18 protein-coding genes are annotated in these 16,255 nt (G+C 41.7%); 15 read left to right on the top strand and 3 right to left on the bottom strand.

Features of this window, described 5'->3' with window-relative positions; all coding sequences use genetic code 11:
• Nucleotides 1-277: 277 nt before the first annotated feature.
• The 14 genes from serC (at nucleotide 278) to mnhG (ending at nucleotide 10,651) form a co-directional block, all read left to right on the top strand.
• A complete protein-coding gene (gene serC, locus G3O08_RS14315; RefSeq protein WP_163286069.1) occupies nucleotides 278-1,366 on the top strand; it encodes a 3-phosphoserine/phosphohydroxythreonine transaminase in 1,089 nt (362 codons plus the stop codon).
• Between the two features lie 10 nt (nucleotides 1,367-1,376).
• Nucleotides 1,377-2,339: a D-2-hydroxyacid dehydrogenase gene (locus tag G3O08_RS14310; RefSeq protein WP_163286068.1), complete on the top strand. Its 963-nt coding sequence runs from the start codon at nucleotides 1,377-1,379 to the stop codon at nucleotides 2,337-2,339.
• 288 nt (nucleotides 2,340-2,627) lie between these two features.
• On the top strand, nucleotides 2,628-2,795 hold the full coding sequence (locus tag G3O08_RS21890) for a T9SS type A sorting domain-containing protein (RefSeq protein WP_163286081.1): 168 nt from the start codon (nucleotides 2,628-2,630) through the stop codon (nucleotides 2,793-2,795).
• 184 nt (nucleotides 2,796-2,979) lie between these two features.
• The gene (locus G3O08_RS14300) at nucleotides 2,980-3,291 is read left to right on the top strand and encodes a hypothetical protein (RefSeq protein ID WP_163286067.1); all 312 of its coding nucleotides are present in this window, start codon (nucleotides 2,980-2,982) and stop codon (nucleotides 3,289-3,291) included.
• A 49-nt stretch (nucleotides 3,292-3,340) separates the two neighbouring features.
• A complete protein-coding gene (locus tag G3O08_RS14295) occupies nucleotides 3,341-3,676 on the top strand; it encodes a T9SS type A sorting domain-containing protein (protein ID WP_163286066.1) in 336 nt (111 codons plus the stop codon).
• Between the two features lie 292 nt (nucleotides 3,677-3,968).
• Nucleotides 3,969-4,451: a hypothetical protein gene (locus tag G3O08_RS14290; RefSeq protein WP_163286065.1), complete on the top strand. Its 483-nt coding sequence runs from the start codon at nucleotides 3,969-3,971 to the stop codon at nucleotides 4,449-4,451.
• Nucleotides 4,452-4,468: 17 nt separating this feature from the next.
• Nucleotides 4,469-4,753, top strand: coding sequence for an addiction module antidote protein (locus G3O08_RS14285; RefSeq protein ID WP_163286064.1), 285 nt, complete (start codon nucleotides 4,469-4,471; stop codon nucleotides 4,751-4,753).
• Nucleotides 4,754-4,907: 154 nt separating this feature from the next.
• Nucleotides 4,908-7,214, top strand: coding sequence for a putative monovalent cation/H+ antiporter subunit A (locus tag G3O08_RS14280; RefSeq protein ID WP_163286063.1), 2,307 nt, complete (start codon nucleotides 4,908-4,910; stop codon nucleotides 7,212-7,214).
• Between the two features lie 3 nt (nucleotides 7,215-7,217).
• Nucleotides 7,218-7,631: a Na+/H+ antiporter subunit B gene (locus tag G3O08_RS14275; protein WP_163286062.1), complete on the top strand. Its 414-nt coding sequence runs from the start codon at nucleotides 7,218-7,220 to the stop codon at nucleotides 7,629-7,631.
• A 2-nt stretch (nucleotides 7,632-7,633) separates the two neighbouring features.
• Complete coding sequence (locus G3O08_RS14270; RefSeq protein WP_163286061.1) at nucleotides 7,634-7,993, top strand: Na+/H+ antiporter subunit C; 360 nt, start codon at nucleotides 7,634-7,636, stop codon at nucleotides 7,991-7,993.
• The gene (locus G3O08_RS14265; protein ID WP_163286060.1) at nucleotides 7,990-9,495 is read left to right on the top strand and encodes a proton-conducting transporter transmembrane domain-containing protein; all 1,506 of its coding nucleotides are present in this window, start codon (nucleotides 7,990-7,992) and stop codon (nucleotides 9,493-9,495) included. Before G3O08_RS14270 ends, G3O08_RS14265 begins: the two co-directional genes overlap by 4 nt.
• Before the next feature lie 6 nt (nucleotides 9,496-9,501).
• Entirely contained in the window at nucleotides 9,502-9,978 is a 477-nt protein-coding gene (locus tag G3O08_RS14260; protein ID WP_163286059.1) for a Na+/H+ antiporter subunit E, read from the top strand.
• Entirely contained in the window at nucleotides 9,975-10,247 is a 273-nt protein-coding gene (locus tag G3O08_RS14255; RefSeq protein WP_163286058.1) for a cation:proton antiporter, read from the top strand. The genes G3O08_RS14260 and G3O08_RS14255 overlap by 4 nt, the downstream gene beginning before the upstream one ends.
• Nucleotides 10,244-10,651 (top strand): monovalent cation/H(+) antiporter subunit G, encoded by a 408-nt coding sequence (gene mnhG / locus G3O08_RS14250; RefSeq protein WP_163286057.1) that lies wholly within the window; start codon nucleotides 10,244-10,246, stop codon nucleotides 10,649-10,651. Before G3O08_RS14255 ends, mnhG begins: the two co-directional genes overlap by 4 nt.
• Here the strand turns inward: mnhG and G3O08_RS14245 are convergent.
• From G3O08_RS14245 to G3O08_RS14235, 3 genes are all read right to left on the bottom strand, one after another.
• Nucleotides 10,648-11,979 (bottom strand): MATE family efflux transporter, encoded by a 1,332-nt coding sequence (locus G3O08_RS14245; RefSeq protein ID WP_239541246.1) that lies wholly within the window; start codon nucleotides 11,977-11,979, stop codon nucleotides 10,648-10,650. The genes mnhG and G3O08_RS14245 overlap by 4 nt on opposite strands.
• Nucleotides 11,980-12,043: 64 nt before the next feature.
• Nucleotides 12,044-13,480 (bottom strand): SDR family oxidoreductase, encoded by a 1,437-nt coding sequence (locus G3O08_RS14240; RefSeq protein ID WP_163286055.1) that lies wholly within the window; start codon nucleotides 13,478-13,480, stop codon nucleotides 12,044-12,046.
• A gap of 64 nt (nucleotides 13,481-13,544) precedes the next feature.
• A complete protein-coding gene (locus tag G3O08_RS14235) occupies nucleotides 13,545-13,835 on the bottom strand; it encodes a DUF551 domain-containing protein (protein WP_163286054.1) in 291 nt (96 codons plus the stop codon).
• 157 nt (nucleotides 13,836-13,992) lie between these two features.
• On the opposite strand from G3O08_RS14235, the gene G3O08_RS14230 reads away from it, so the two are divergent.
• The gene (locus G3O08_RS14230) at nucleotides 13,993-15,999 is read left to right on the top strand and encodes a choice-of-anchor B family protein (RefSeq protein WP_163286053.1); all 2,007 of its coding nucleotides are present in this window, start codon (nucleotides 13,993-13,995) and stop codon (nucleotides 15,997-15,999) included.
• Nucleotides 16,000-16,255: the final 256 nt, after the last annotated feature.

Raw genomic sequence — 16,255 nt, 5'->3', positions numbered from 1 at the left:
TGTTAAGAACAATGTGTGCGGTAGACTCCATTTTACTCATAACTGTCTATTTTATAAGGTATTCGTGAGATCGCTTCGCTAAGTTGGGTTGGGGTGCGGGAAGGCGTTATTATAGACTTTGCATTTTAGCAATTTAAGTAAGGAAATTCTCTTTTGGGGTCGGAACTCAACCTTTGATTCTTAAACCTTGTTATAAACCAACGAGATACCCGCCCTGCCTTTGCCGATCTGAAAATAAGCAGTAGTTTTGCATCACCAAATAAAACAAAACCCAATTATGGAAACTCAAGTAAAGGCTAAAGTTCACAATTTCAGTGCAGGTCCTTGTATTCTGCCACCGGAAGTTTTAAGAAAAGCATCAGAAAGTATTTTGGAGCTCGACAATCACGGACTCTCCTTAATCGAGATGTCTCACCGCAGCAAGCCTTTTGTTGAAATAATGGAAAAAGCCCGCAATCTCGTGCGCGAATTGCTCAATGTGCCTGACAATTACTCGGTTTTGTTTTTGCAAGGTGGTGCCAGTCTTGGATTTTACATATCGGCAATCAACTTTATGAAAAATGAAGGTGGTAAAGCAGCTTACACCGATACAGGCACCTGGAGTTCGGGAGCGATTAAAGAAGCAAAATTGCTTGGAGAAGTTATTACTGTGGGAACAGGTAAGGATAATGATTTCACCAAAATCCCAAAAGGGTATACCATTCCTTCAGATGCCGATTATTTTCACATTACATCTAACAATACCATCCGCGGAACGCAGGTAAAAGAATTTCCAAAATCACCAGTACCAATGCTTTGCGATATGTCGAGCGATATTTTTAGCCGCAAAATCAATGTGTCAGATTTTGACTTGATTTATGCCGGTGCTCAAAAAAATATGGGTCCTGCCGGAACTACGCTATACATCGTTAACAAAGACAAACTCGGCAAAACCGGTCGTCAGATTCCTTCTATGCTCGATCTTCAAAAGCAAGAAGCAAAAGACTCAATGTACAATACGCCACCTGTATTTGCAGTGTATGGAGCTATGCTTACCATGGAGTGGATGAAATCTATAGGTGGAATTGCTGAACTGGAAAAACGAAATGAAGCCAAAGCCAAGTTGCTTTACGATGAAGTAGATCGCAACCCACTATTTAAAGGTACCACTGCCGTGGAAGATCGAAGCTTGATGAACCCTACGTTTGTTCTTACAGACGAATCGCTTACAGAGCGCTTTGACAAAATGTGGAAAGAAGCAGGAGTAAGTGGAATAAACGGACACCGTTCAGTTGGTGGTTACCGCGCATCAATGTACAATGCACTGCCGATTGAAAGCGTGCAAGTACTGGTAGATGTAATGAAAGAACTAGAAAACAACGCTTAAAATATTCACAATGATAGTATTAGCAAACGATGGTATTTCGCCTTCCGGCAAACAAAAACTTGAAGCAGCAGGATTTAAAGTGGTAACAGATCATGTACCACAAGAAAAATTAGCTGATTATATAAATAATAATGATGTGGTTGCACTTTGTGTGCGCAGTGCTACAACTGCACGTAAAGAGTTAATCGATGCTTGTCCGAATTTGAAATTTATCGGCCGCGGTGGAGTTGGTATGGACAATATTGATGTGGAATATGCACGCGACAAAGGAATAACGGTTGCCAATACACCTGCCAGCAGCTCACAATCTGTTGCAGAGCTCGTAATGGCTCATTTATTTAGCCTTGCGCGCTTTACCTACGACGCCAACCGCGAGATGCCTACCAATGGTCATTCAGACTTTAAGGCATTGAAGAAAAAATACGCTAAAGGCATTGAGCTTCGCGGAAAAACGCTTGGTATTGTTGGTTTTGGTCGTATTGGTCAGGCTGTTGCTCAATATGCCTTAGGCTGCGGAATGCACGTAATCTGTGCGGATATCTATGATGTTTACACCAAAGTTTCTTTTGTCATTCACGGTCATGGAGAGGTGGTAGTAGATGTTGAGAAAGTAGAACTTGATGAGCTTATTCGCCGCAGCGACGCCATCTCTATTCACGTACCAAAACAAGCCGATGGAAGCTCGGTGATTGACAGCAAAGAAATTGCCAAAATGAAAAAAGGCGTACTTCTTGTAAATGCTGCCCGCGGTGGAGTAATTGACGAGCCTGCATTGCTTTCTGCATTAAGCAGTGGACATGTGGCAGGAGCTGCACTAGATGTATTTGAAAATGAACCAACTCCATCTGAAGGAGTATTATCACACGATAAATTGGCGCTTAGCCCACATATTGGTGCTGCTACGCTTGAAGCACAAGACAGAATAGGCGAGGAACTTGCCGATTTGATTATGGCTGAAATGACGACAGCGTAATATTGATTACCAATTTTAGCAACAAGCTGAAATTGGATAATGTCTTTTATAATGCCGTAGCTGTGCGAAAATCATGGCTGCGGCTTTTTTTATGTCTTTAATGGTAGCTAATTATTATCGCTAATGATAATTATTGGACATAATTTTGATATTCCGATAAAGTTATCTTTTAAATCCTTTAGTACCAGCAAAGTATGGATTACACTATAAAATTATCTAAGAATAATCAGTTGAAATTTTTTTCTAACTAAAATAATTCGCTACTATTGAAATGATACTGAATCAGAGATTCGGGGTATTGATGTTTTTGATACGTATGGCAGAAATGTAACTTCAACTAACTCTAACAGCAGCTCAACAATTGAAATGTCCGGTCTACCTAATGGAGTTTATTTTGTCCGAGTTAAGTTATTTGATAATTCTTTTGGCACAACGAAGATTCTGAAAACAGAATAATTATTCATTTGAAAAACTCCCAATCAGGTATAACAAGAATAAATCTACAAGCTACTTGCTCATTACTACATTTTTAGTTTTAGCGGTAAATCTAATTTCAAAAAATACCAACGGACAAGAAAACGCTTAGTGGCCTTTTTACATAGCGTTTGAGGATGCCATAGGGGCAAAAGATACAATGTGGATGGTATTGGACACATCTGCAGGTAACACTATATACGATATTGATCCACAGTTGGGCGAAGTCCCTTTGGATTCCAATAACGGGCAGTTTAGAGTTTGGAGATATTTGGATGAAGAATTAAATAAAACTAATTCTTATGCAGCTAATATTTCAGAATTATTCCTTGAAACTTACATATACGCCGAAAACTATGTCTTGCCAATCACAGCACGATGGGATAGCAGCCTATTTAGAGCAGACGTATTATATGAATATGGTGATCCGGTAAATCGTGCCTATTTTGATAACGAATACTTTTTTTTTTCAGAATAATAATAATTTGTATCACCAATATTATCTAACCTTTGATAATCATGTTGAAATGCCAAGTTTTTCGTGGGGATCGGGTAATCAGTTTCCATTAGCTATTAATTTTAAAAGAGGCCCTCTTGGAAGCGGGGTGGGTTTAGAGAGAATAAAAGAAGCTGAATTCTCCATTTTTCCGAACCCGGCAACTAGTCATATTCTAATGTCTTTTACAAATTCAGTAAATGCAAATTTTCGGATTTACAATGCGAATGGTATGCTTGTAAAGAGTGGAGCTGTGATTGGTGAGCAGCAGAAAATAAACCTAGACGGTTTTGCCGCCGGTCTTTATTTTGTTGAAATACAAGATGAGAAGGGGAGTTTAGTTAAAAAGTTTGTTGTGGATAGGTAGTTATAAAGAATGAATTAGTCTTGGCAAGGACAAACAGCAGCAGATTTAATTTAAGTTTTGGATTTAAAGAACTGATTGATAAGTCTTTGATAAATTTTTTAGATACCCAAGTTGTTTAGAAATTCAGGATATAAATTTTGATAAGGAGTCGGTTAGGATTGGTTTTCGGAAAAAATTGAGGACTATCAGACAAGAAAAAGGATTGGTGAGAGTATGTTTTATTGGATATATTTCTAATTTTAAGCTCCAATCAACTAAAAATCAAACCCTGAAAACTATTCTAACTCTGCTTTTGACAGCTTTTTTAATCAATTCTTCTTTTTCTCAACCGGTACAGCCCGATCCTGAAATACAAGCTAAAATGGCAGAACTTGACTTTATAGTTGGCAATTGGAAAGGAGAAGGGTGGATGATGCGCGAGGGTGGGAAATCAAACTTCGACCAAACTGAAAAAATAAAATATAAACTTGACTCCACCCTTATTGTCATTGAAGGCTTGGGAATGGCAGGCGGAAGGGTAATTCACAATGCCTACGCCATTATTTCGTATAACAAACAAGACGGTGAATATTCATTTCGCTCCTATCTGCCAAACGGGGAAAACAATGAATTTGATGCCGAACTTATTGACAATAAATTACATTGGTACCCAAATGACAATTTGCGCTACATTATTTGGTTGAATGAAAAAGGCCAGTGGTATGAAACCGGCGAGTACAAGAAAGGTGAGGAATGGATACAATATTTTGAAATGACCCTTGATAGGGTTGATTAATCTTTCGAATAAAAAACATGGGAACTTCAAAATTTGACATAGCGGATTATTTGGACAACAATGAAATGATTGCAGAGTATCTTAATGCTGTTTTGGAAGAAGGAGATAATGCAGATGTAATTAATGCTATCGGACATATTGCTAAAGCGATAGGAATGACAAAAATATCGGAGGAAACAGGATTGAGTAGACCAAGTTTGTACAAAGCATTGTCAGATGGAGCCAAACCGCAGTTTGCGACGATAATGAAAGTTTTAAAAGCAATAGCAGGACAAATACAAGTAAGCCCAAAGTCAGTCTGAATAAAACAGCGACACCACAATCTTTTTTATAGTACACACCCTTCGTGATAGGCACCAAAAAGTTGTCGCTCAAATTTCAATCTTACCACAATAAAAACCGCTACCTATTGTATATTCGCAGTTTTTAAATTAATTGTAGTCGAAGACTGAAAATATGCTGTTTGCGATTCTTATCGGATTTTTATGGGCTTGTGTTCTGGTATTTGCCGGAACCCAGCTGAAAGGTCGTGCGGCAATTTTAAATGCCATCGTTCCGGTGGGGCTTTTTGTTTATTTCGCAAGTTTTATTCCCGAAGTACTCAATAACGGGCCTATTCTCAAGACCTACCAGTGGGTATCTTCTATGGGCGTCGATCTCAACTTCAATCTCGACGGGCTCTCGTTGATTTTTGTTTTGATGATTACGGGAATTGGGGCAATGGTATTTATCTACACCTCTGCCTACATGAAGGGCAGCGCCCATCTCGATAGGTTTTACGGCTATTTGAGCATGTTTATGGCTTCCATGCTGGGGCTCGTTTTATCCGATAATCTGATCACCGTTTTTGTATTCTGGGAACTGACCAGCGTGGTTTCCTTCTTTTTAATCGGCTACAACAGCCGTCAGGAAGATTCGCGAAAAGCGGCTTTAATGTCTTTGGGGGTTACAGGTTTGGGAGGAATGTTGCTGCTTGGGGGCGTCATATTAATGGGCTCTGTTGGCGGAAGCTATTCCATTCAAGAACTGCTAAACTCGGGAGTTGTCTTTTCAGAAAGTAGCTCTTATATCCTAATCCTTTTTTTCATAATCGGTGCAGCTTTCACGAAGTCGGCGCAGTTTCCATTTCATTTTTGGTTGCCGCTGGCAATGAAAGCTCCTACGCCGGTGTCGACATACCTGCACTCGGCCACGATGGTAAAAGCGGGAATCTACCTCTTGCTTAGGTTAAGTCCGCTGCTCGGCAACGACCCGTCCTGGAATAATACGCTTATGGCTTTTGGAGGAATTACAATGCTTTACGGTGCCTGGCACACGCTCTTCCGAACCGATTTAAAAAGTATTCTTGCCTATTCTACCATTTCAGCGCTGGGTATTCTCACTTTTCTGATTGGGATTGGAAGTGAAGAGGCTTTTCTGGCTGCGCTGATCTTTATTCTGGTTCATGCGCTTTACAAAGCCACACTCTTTTTGGTCGCAGGGTCGATCGATAAAGCTTCTGGAACCCGTGATATACTTAAACTTGGCGGACTGGCAAAGTATATGATTCCAGTCGCCATTGCCGGATTTTTGGCTGCCGTTTCTAATGCCGGAATGCCCCCTTCGTTTGGATTTCTGGGCAAAGACTTGATTTATGAAGCCACCCTCGGCACCGGCACTATGGCGATTTTTATTACCGCAGCGGCAGTTATTACCAATGTGCTTTTGCTCTACGCGGGCTTTGTGGCGGGTATAAAGCCTTTTGTAGGCAGGCTACCTGAAGAACTCGTGGATGATGTGCGCAAACTCTCGCCCGTAATTTGGTTGCCGCCATTAATCCTGGGTGTGCTTTGCCTTGTATTCGGTCTCTTTCCATTTATTGGCGAAAGCCTGGTAAGACCCGCAGTGGAAGCGGTGGCTGGCGAACCATACGACTTTCATATCAAGCTCTGGCACGGATTTAATATCATTTTGCTTCTAAGCGGAATTACAATCGCATCGGGTTTTGTGCTCTACTTTCTGATAAGGCCAAGCCAAAAGAAAGTAGACCTTATGGAAAAAGCCGATTTTATTGGCCCACTTTCTTTTACCCAACTGTCTAGTATTGGTTTTGAACGTATTTCACTGATGTGGACGCGTTTCTTTACCAGTGGATATGTGCGCTATTATTTGATTGCCGTAATGATTTTTGTTATTGGGGTTGTGGGGTACGAACTTTTTATTGGCACACATGTGTACATGGATTTTGCAACACTCAAAGAAGTATCCTTTTATGAAATGGGTACCATCCTGATTATGATTTTGGGTATTGGAGTTGCCGTATTCAGTCCTTCGCGGCTTACCGCTCTCGCAGCCTTGGGCGTGCTGGGATATGCCATTTGTATCATCTTTGTTTTTTACGGAGCACCAGATTTGGCCATGACCCAGTTTGCCATAGATACACTAACGGTTATACTATTTGTACTCGTACTGTACCGACTGCCTAAGTATTTGAAATTGAGTGATACACGTTCTCGTTTTCGCGATGGCGTTATCGCTATTTCTTTTGGATTACTCATTACGCTGCTTATTCTGGAAGTACTGGGGCAGCCCGTTAACCGCGAACTTAGCGCCTACTATGCCGAAAACGCATACCTTCTTGCGAAAGGTAAAAACGTAGTAAACGTAATATTGGTGGACTTTCGTGGAATAGATACGATGGTGGAGATTACTGTTTTAGCTATATCTGCCCTCGGCGTATATAGCTTGCTGAAATTACAAATGCAAAAATCGGATATAGAATAAGCTATGAACTCAATAATTCTGCGCACGGCCACCAACTATATTCTTCCGCTGTTGCTTATGTTTTCTGTTTTTATCTTGCTTCGCGGTCATTATTTGCCTGGTGGTGGCTTTGTGGGTGGCCTTATTGCTGCGGTGGCTTTTGTACTACATATGTTTGCCCATGGCCTCGAAAAAACGAGGGAGCTGCTTGTGATTCATCCCGGGTATTTATTGCCTTTTGGGCTTAGCCTGGCTTTGCTGAGCGGATTTGCTCCCGTGTTTTTTACCGGCGAGCCGTTTATGACCGGAGTTTGGATGGAAAATCCAATTCCCGTAATTGGGAAAGTGGGCTCGGCGCTGTTTTTTGATCTCGGAGTTTATCTTGTTGTTTTTGGAGTATCGCTTACCATCATATTCACCATAAGCGAAGACGCATAACTATGGAGCTGCTACTTGCCATAACGATCGGTATTCTTTATGCTTCAGGCATTTACATGATGCTGCGCCGTAGTTTGGTGAAAATGATTATTGGGCTTATCCTTTTGGGAAATGGTGTGAACCTGCTTATTTTTCTTCTCGGAAGGCTTACAAAAGGCAGTACACCGATTATTCCCGATGGACTTGACACATTCGCGGAAGCGTACGCCGACCCTGTACCACAGGCATTGATACTTACAGCGATTGTTATCAGTTTTGGATTGCAGGCATTTGCCATTGTGCTGATTAAGCGGGTGTATAAAGTGGTGGGCACCGACGATTTGGATGAATTGAGTTATAACGAAGACGACGAAACGATATGACACAACTCATTCTTCTGCCCATATTATTTCAAGCCTGTTTAGCAGTATTGCTGCTGTTTTTCTATACTAAAACTAAGACACAAAAGGTGCTTAGCATTGCAGGGAGCAGTGTCAATCTGGTTATTGCGTCGCTACTGTTCTATACCGTTTGGGTTAATGGCAGCATGTCGGTACAGGCAGGCAACTGGAGCGCGCCGTTTGGAATTACTTTCGTTGCAGATACCCTCGCCGTTACTATGGTGCTGCTCACTGCCATTGTCGGCTTTGCGGTATCGGTTTTTTCAGCGTTTACGATCGCCCGCGATCGCTTGAGGTTTGGCTATTTCTCGATACTCCACTTTTTGCTTATGGGATTGGCGGGCTCTTTCCTTACCGGCGATATTTTCAATCTCTACGTATGGTTTGAAATTATTCTTATCAGCTCTTTTGTACTGCTCACCATCGGAAGTGAAAAAAAGCAGCTTGAGGGTGCAGTAAAATATTTTGCGCTCAATATGCTGGCGTCTATCATGTTTCTTACTGCCCTCGGTATTTTGTACGGATTGACAGGTACGCTAAACATGGCCGACCTTTCGGGAAAAGTAGCGGCATTGGAAAATCGCGGATTGGTGAATGTTTGCGCCTTGTTTTTCTTTATTGGTTTTGGAATTAAAGCGGCCTTATTTCCATTGTATGCCTGGCTGCCCGATTCTTACCATGCGCCGCCTACAGCTGTTACAGCAATCTTTAGCGGATTGCTTACCAAAGTGGCCGTTTACGCACTTATACGCGTGTTTAGCGTAGTGTTTGTAGTTGATGAATTTTTTAGTCAGCTCTTTATTATTCTGGCAGTGATTACAATTTTTAGTGGTGGTATTGGCGCGCTGGTTCAAACCAATATCAGAAAGTTCTTTTCCTACCTTATCATTTGTCATATTGGATATATGATCATTGGCCTGGGGCTCTTTAATGAAATTGCCCTTGCGGGGATGGTTTTTTATCTCATTCATGATGTTGTTATTAAAACCAATTTATTTTTGATAAGCGGAGTCATTGTGAAAATTAAAGGCACATCAGATATGCGTAAATTGGGTGATATTTACAACGATTATCCTAAATTAGCTTTGCTTTTTGCACTGTCTCTATTTTCGCTTATTGGTATACCGCCACTTTCGGGATTTTGGCCAAAAGTGTCGCTGATATTGGGCGGTATGGAAGCAGATAATTATCTTACTGTAGGCTTTATTCTTTTCGGGAGTTTTATAACTCTGGTAGTTGTAGCTAAATTATGGGCGCAAGTTTTTTGGAAATCATCTGCCAATCTCGAAGAGCACGAAGATTTTTCATATTTTAATAAGTTGCGCAAAAGGCGAAAGGTTGCTATCTTGTTTCCTGTTGTGTTTCTAACCCTCGTAACGCTCTACATTGGTTTTGGTGCCGAAAGTGTGAATACCCTTGCGACCAGGATAGCCGGTGAGCTGATAAATGTGCAACCCTATATTGATACCGTAATGGGAAAATAAACAGCGATGAAAAAGAAGTTTTTGGTAAATAATATGCTGATGCTGGTTTGGGTTGCCCTTAAGGGAGATTTTACCTTTGCCAACTTCATTTTCGGATTTTTTCTGGGGTTTTTGGCGCTGTGGCTTGCCGATAGAGAGCATGCCGGCAAAAGATATTTCAAGTTACTACCCTCGGCAATCAGCTTTTTTCTCTTCTTTTTATACGAACTAATAAAGGCCAATATCCAGGTAGCGTATGAGGTAATGACGCCTACACTATACATGGAGCCGGGCATCGTAAGCGTACCGCTCGATGCTAAAACAGATTTGGAAATAACGATGCTTGCCAACCTTATTTCTCTTACTCCCGGTACGTTGAGTCTCGATGTATCAGAAAAAGGAGATGTGCTCTATGTGCATACCATGTATGTGCATGATAAAGAGGAGTTTATTCATGGTATCAAAAATGGATTTGAACGAAAAGTGCTAGAATTATTGAGATGACCTTACACGAATATCTTCAGTTTGTTATTCTGCCCATTATGGCGCTTAGTGCCATCCTTATTTTTGTGCGGTTTTTAATGGGGCCCAGCCTTAGCGACCGCGTGGTAGCGCTTGATTTGTTAATCACCACTGCAATAGGAACTATCAGCGTATTTGCGGTTATATTTAATGAAAAAGACTACCTCGATGTAGCAATAATCCTCGCCCTTATTGCATTTTTAACAACGGTAGCATTTGCCTATTATATCGAAAAACAAAAGAAGAGATGATGGATTATGTGATTATGGTTGTTATAACTTTTGGTGCGCTTTTCGTACTTCTCGCTGCGATTGGTATTGTACGTATGCCCGATTTGTATTTGCGTATATCTGTTACCACAAAGGCTGCTACACTCGGCGTGGGAATGATCTTGATTGCAGCAGCTGTGTATTTTGGCGAAGCGTCTATGACCACCAGAGCACTTGCCATTGTTTTCTTTTTATTGCTTACTGCTCCGGTTGCAGCCCACCTTATCGGCAAAGCTTCATACTTCGTTGGAATTCCGCTTTGGAGAAAAACAGTGCTCGACGATTTAAAAGATAGTGAGGATACCCATTCGTTATTGGGAATTGACGAAGAAGACGAAGACGCGGATAAAAAGGATGATTCTCAAAAGCCTGAAAGCGAGGTTTAAGTAGATTCTGGTTTATATTTTCGCCTAAAATCCCATACAATCCAGCCGCTGCGAATAAGCATCCACGCTAAAAAGGCGACCCAAATTCCAAGCAAGGAGGGAGCGAAGATGTGAAAACTGACTGCTACCGGAACAAACCCCAAGAGAGTTGCTGCCGCAAGGAGATTGCGCAAGATTTTTGTATGTCCAATTCCCTTGTAAATTCCATCGAAAGCAAAGGCAAGCGCATTGATAGGCTGAGAAAGAATAACCAGCCAAAAAACGGTATTAAAAGCCGAAATCACCAAACTATCTGAAGTGAAAACACCGGCAATATACGGGTAGAGAATCAAGTAAACCAAACCGAGCCCGGAACCAATAAAAAGTGAAATTTTGCCGATTTTAAAACCGAGTCGATAAAGCCCAGCTGTATTTTCTTCGCCTATGAGTCTGCCCGAAATTGCATTTCCGGCGTGGGCGTATCCATCTATGAAAAACGAAGAGAATAGCCAGATATTGAGTGCTATGGTATGCGCTGCCACCACTTCATCGCCATACCCCGTAGCGTATCGCGTAGCGAGATAAAAAGTGAGGTTGAGCAGAATAGTGCGCAGAAAAAGATCGCCGCTCATGGCAGCGAGCCATCTAAATTGCGGATTTATTTTTGGCGAAAGCCGAAGATTAAATGGAGTGCGCCACAAGAGAAAAATCACTGCAAGCAGAAACATAACAATCTGTGCGGTAAGGCTGGCATACGCCGCACCTTCCAAGCCCATTGGTTCAATGAATCCGCTGACACCAAAAATGAGAATATAGTCTAAAACCACATTTATCGCCGCGCCGCTCAAAGCAATAATCATAGCCCAGGTTGTATTTTGGAGCCCTCTGAAAATGCCAAAAAGCAACATGGCCGCAAGCGAAAAAGGAAAACCAATGGCACGTATCGAGAAATATCGGTTGCAGGCATCAAGCACATCGCCTTGAGCATTGTAAAGTTGAAATATTTCTGTGGAGAAATAGGAGGTAAGGATGTAAAAACCAAGTCCGAGAAGAATATTAGCGAGCAGTGCCTGCGGAATAAGGCTGGCAATTTCTTCGAGCTTTTTTTGTCCGTAATGTCTGCTTACTATTGCCGCAATGGCAGTGAGCGTTTGAGCCAAAATCCAGACTGACATGAGGTAAAAACCGCTTGCAATACCCACAGCCGCGAGCTGCGTAGTACCTGTACGACCAATAAAAGCGATATCAACAAGAGAGATTAACGGCTCTGCAATTCCCATAAGAATTGCAGGAATGGCGAGGCGGTTTATAGCCTTATTGCTTATTGTATTTGGGATTTGACTTTTCAATAACCGCAAATATAATATCATTGCGATTGATGACGGCAGAATTTATTTTGCTTCTTTTGCGCTGCTAATTGTCCGCAGCATCTTCCACATCTATCAGGCTATTGAGCATTCCCTTAAAGATGAACCCGTGGAACGGAAATACGGAAAACCAGTAGAGCCTTCCCCACAAACCTTTGGGGCGAAAAGTGGCTGTTTGTTTTAGCTCATTGTTTTTTATTTCAAATTCCAGCCAGGCCTCGCCGGGGAGTTTCATTTCTGCAAAGAGTAGAAGGCGTTTTTCTGTTTTATCGGCAAAAAGTACCCGCCAGAAATCAAGGGTGTCGCCAGCTTGCAAATTCGTCGTGCTGGTTCGCCCGCGGCGCAAGCCTACACCGCCCCAAAGCTTGTCGATAAATCCCCGCGTTTGCCAAAGCCAATTGCCATAATACCAGCCGTTTCTGCCTCCAATCGACCAGAGCTTATCGAGGGTTTTGTTTTCATTTTTAACCTTCCGTTTCCGTGTATCTACAAAACAACCATGGGTAGGTACTTTCACAAAATCAGAAACGGCAATTTTGAAATCACCACTTATAAAAGAGTCTTTCCAGCTGCTAATTACGGAATTGTCCTGCACTTTTGCCAGAGCGCGCTCCACAGCTTCCATATACGATATCGGATGAATGTCAAGCATTTTGGCCAAATCATTGTTCCGGCATATAACTTCTATCTTCATGCTATCTACCAGGTTTATAGCCAGGTTGTATGATGTTGATGTGATGAAGTAAAGCCAATACGACGACAGTTTTGGGGTCATTACAGGTACAATGCCAATAGATCTTTTCAGTCCGCGCGCTTCGGCGTACTTCAGCAGCATTTCCTTATAGGTCAGTATATCGGGACAACCAATATCAAAATTTTGATCGTAAGTACGCTCATCGCCAAGCGATTTTGTTAGAAAACACAATACATCTGCAATTCCAATGGGCTGACATTTTGTATTAAGCCATTTCGGAGCGATCATTATAGGCAGTTTTTCAACCAAATCGCGAATAATTTCAAAAGACGCACTTCCAGAACCGATTATAATTCCGGCGCGCAATGTTGTGCAGTGATACTTTCCTTTTGAAAGTTGATTTTCTACATTCTTCCGCGACTGCAGGTGCTTTGAAAGATGTTCATCGTTGATAATTCCACTAAGGAAAATTACCTGACGTGCATTTGTATTATCAATTGCTTTTCGAAAATTTTCTGCAGATTTTAGCTCCAGTTCCTGATAGTCTTCAGAACCGGCCATAGAGTGCACCAAATAGTAAGCCGCATCAATATCTTTGGGAATGTTTTCCAAAGTCTCCGGCTTTAGCAAATCGATTTCTATAACTTCTGTACTGTTTCTAAGTGAATTGGGCGGCGAAAACCGATTCGCATCGCGGGTGCAACAAACGATATGATGCCCTTCTTTGGCCAGTTCGAGCATAAGCCGCCTGCCAATATAACCGGTTACACCTGTTAGTAGAATCTTCAAGATTAAATGTAATTAGTGCTACTATGACAATGCACAAGGCGAAGATGTTTAGCGGGGTTGACGCTTACCGCATTTCTTCCACTTCTCCTCCCGGTCCTTCAGGAACGGGTAGCCAATGTGTTACATCGCTAAAATAATGATTGCTCTGTCCTTCGCCAAGCCAAAAGTGCGCTCCAAACTGTGCTCGTTTTGGGTTTTTTTCTCCGAAAAAGTCACGGGCAAAGCGCAGAAAAATTACGGGAAGAAACCGTTTTTCTCCGGTTTTTCCGGGAAGGAAAATCTCGTTTTTTGGCAAGAATGCCAATACGCGTTGATCGTTTTCGGGCAAAGAATCGTTTACATCAATCCAGTTCATTAATGATAGGGCTTTGTGGTAAAATTAGGCAATCATTTTAAACATCATGTTTTTTGATCTCGCTAACTCACCACAACCTTTAGGATTTCCGCTATACCCATTTTTAAACTTGCTTTTTATCAATAGTTTTTCCTCTTTCGCAGTCTAAAAATATTCTATGTTCAGATTTTACACATGTATTCTTTTTTCTATTTCAATTTTTTTCTCGTTAAATGTACTGGCACAGCCTTGTATTGATGGTTTTGCAGGTCAGTATCCATGCGATAAGGTAGATCAGCTCGCAATGATTCCGCTAGATGATTTCTTTGCCGACAATGCCAATGACATTTGGGGCTGGACAAGCACCGTTACCGGAAGGGAATACGTACTGCTTGGTCTTGAAAACAAAACTGCTTTTATTGATATTACTACTCCGCAATATCCCATCTATCTTGGTTTCTTACCGACAGCAACTGTTGGGTCGCTTTGGCGCGATGTAAAAGTGATTGATCAATATGCTTATATCGTTTCTGAAGCGAATCAACATGGCATTCAGGTTTTTGACCTCACACGACTCGAAAACTTAACAGCCGAAGGTTTGCCGCGTGTATTTGACGAGGATGCCTATTACGGCGGGTTTGGTCACGCTCATAATGTGATAGCCGATACGGCCAATAAGTTCATTTACGGCGTGGGAACCAGTACCTTTAATGGTGGGCTGCACATTGTTGATGTGTCTGATCCCTTAAACCCGCAATATGCCGGAAGCAATGCCATGGGAGGTTATGTGCATGATGCGCAGGTGCGGACTTATACGGGGCCTGATGAAAATTACACCGGCGAAGAAATTGCAGTGGGATTTAATGCAGATCGAATAGTGGTTTACAATGTTACCGATAAAACCGATGTAGAAATTATTTCGCAAACGACATACGAAGATGTGGGATACACGCATCAGGGATGGTTTACCGAAGATATGCGCTACCTTTTGAGCAATGACGAAACAGATGAGCTTGACTTTGGAATGAATACCCGAACCATCATTTGGGATATGGCAGATTTGGAAAATCCACAGGTGATAAGCTATGTTGATTTACAAAATACTTCTATCGATCACAATCTTTATATCGATAACGATATGGTTTACGAATCCAATTATACCAATGGTTTGAGAATTCTGGATTTGCTCGAAGTGGAAACCGGTCATTTAGAAGATTTTGGTTTTTTTGATGTCGTGCCATTTACAGATGCTGCACAATTTATAGGCACCTGGAGCAATTATCCTTATTTTGAAAGTGGCGTTGTTCCTGTGAGTGGTATGTTTACGGGATTGCATTTGGTGAAACCCCAATTTTATGCGCTCCAAACAAATGTGGTGAAAGTCTGTGGAGAAAGCACAGCAAACCTGCCTATTTCCGTAAACCGCCGTTTGTTTGGATCGGTAACTTATACGGTTGAAATGGAGGGTGTTGCAGGTCTTTCACCGGTATTGGAATTTTCAGAAACTGAAGGCGCACCTTCAGAAAATATAATCACCTGGGCAGGATTAGATGTTTTGAATCCCGGATATTACCCGGGCGTGGTTTTCATTTCAAATAATGGCCGCGAAGAGCGCTTGCCTTTTGTGTTGGTTAAAGATGTTGAACCGGCCACAGCAGTAGCTCCAGCCCCGGTGAGTCCTAGTTTTGAACTATTGCCTAACCAGGATGTCACATTTACTTTTACTGACAATCAGCCTGGTATGGTAACGCTGCAAGTCGCTCTTGATGCTGATTTTGATGAGATTGTTTATGCCGAGAATTTTTACGATTCCAGTAATTCAGTACAGGCTTTTATGCCTTTTGATCTATCGACTTATTTCTGGCGATTGGTTAAGCCAACGGCTTGTGGGGATGATTTAATAAGTGATGCTGCAGCGTTTACTATTGATATTGCGAGCAGTGTTTCTGAAGCTTCCGCGAAAGCGAATTTTACGATCTATCCGAATCCGGCAAGTGATGTGGTTTATATTGAGAATGGAGAAAAAAGCAGATCAGATTTCCGTGTTTTTGATATTGCCGGGAAGGAAGTGGCACATTGGACAGGAAGTGGCTCGAAAAGTTTCTCAATTGCCCATTTGGAAAAGGGAATTTATATTGTGAAGTCGAGCGGAAGTGCGGTGGGAGTGAAGTTGGTTAAAAATTAAATTTAGACTCCAAATTTTACTTGCTTCTCTGTTTTAATTCGAAAGCTCAATAATGGTAAAAGCCATCTATGCATGCGAGACAAAAAAAGGAGATGCCACAGATGCACGAATAAATTTGTTGTCGAAGGTGGTTATAGCACGACCAAGTCGCTCGCATCTTAAGAGGAACTTTTTATCCCACCAGGTTTTAATGGAAGAAATTTTCAATACTTGCAGACAGTAATTTACTGTGGTAAAAAAAAGAGAATGACCATGT

The organism is Cryomorpha ignava (genome assembly GCF_010686655.1).
GTDB lineage: Bacteria > Bacteroidota > Bacteroidia > Flavobacteriales_D > Cryomorphaceae > Cryomorpha > Cryomorpha ignava.
This window is presented reverse-complemented; position numbering and strand designations above follow the sequence as displayed.